The sequence below is a fragment of the Nocardiopsis sp. MG754419 genome (assembly GCF_018207095.1).
GTDB lineage: Bacteria > Actinomycetota > Actinomycetes > Streptosporangiales > Streptosporangiaceae > Nocardiopsis.
Genome location: NZ_QOCZ01000324.1, coordinates 1 through 796 on the forward strand (window position 1 = coordinate 1; position 796 = coordinate 796).

1 pseudogene is annotated in these 796 nt (G+C 71.1%); it reads right to left on the reverse strand.

Going from position 1 to position 796, the window contains the following annotated elements:
- Nucleotides 1-163: 163 nt before the first annotated feature.
- Nucleotides 164-796 (reverse strand): annotated as a pseudogene (locus DSY14_RS27930) (hypothetical protein); the annotation flags it as partial.

Sequence of the window (796 nt, forward strand, 5' to 3'; positions counted from 1 at the left end):
GCCGTGGTGTCCGTGGGGCGGGGGCTGGTTCATCTGTGTGCTTCCTCGGGGCTGCCGGTCACCGATGGTCCTCGCGCCATCGGTGACCGGTAGGACGCGTCCGGGCCGGTCCTTGTTGCGGGAATCGGACCGCGAAAGTCGCCCACCGGGCGTGGCGGTGGGGTCAGGCCCGTCCCCCGTTCCGACGCGCCCGCTCCGCCACGCGGCTCGGATAGGTTCCCCGCAGGATGCCGACCGTGATGATCATCACGAACATCCCCAGGACCCCCAGGGCGAAACCGCCGAACAGGGTCAGGGCCGTGGTGAGCCCCCTGCGGTCGGCCTCCTGTGCGGTGCGCGTCTCGGCGACCACGAACGACACGTCCGAGGAGCCGCGACAGGTCAGGGTGTAGCTCCCCGGCGTGTCGACCTCCAGTGCGTACTCCAGGCGCCACCCGTCCCAGCCGTGGTTGACCTCCCGTTCGGCGAACCATGCGGTGCCGGGTCCGTCCATCGAACAGGCCGCGCCATCGGCCTCCGTCGGTCGGATGTACAGGCCCACGGAGTCGAGGTCGGTGGTGGTCAGGTCCACCGTGCTCGACCCGGTCCCCTGGACCTGCCCGGAGAGGAACTCGGGAGGGGGGTAGGACCGGAAGGCGTTCATGCCGGTCAGGGTCAGGAGCAGCAGGCCGATGCCCACGACGGTCGGGGGGATCAGTAAGGCGACCGCGAACCACCGGCGGCGGGGGCGGAGGTCCTTGGAGGCCATCCGGGGCGGCACGGGGGACATCGGTGGTCCGGGCGCGGCATGCCACAT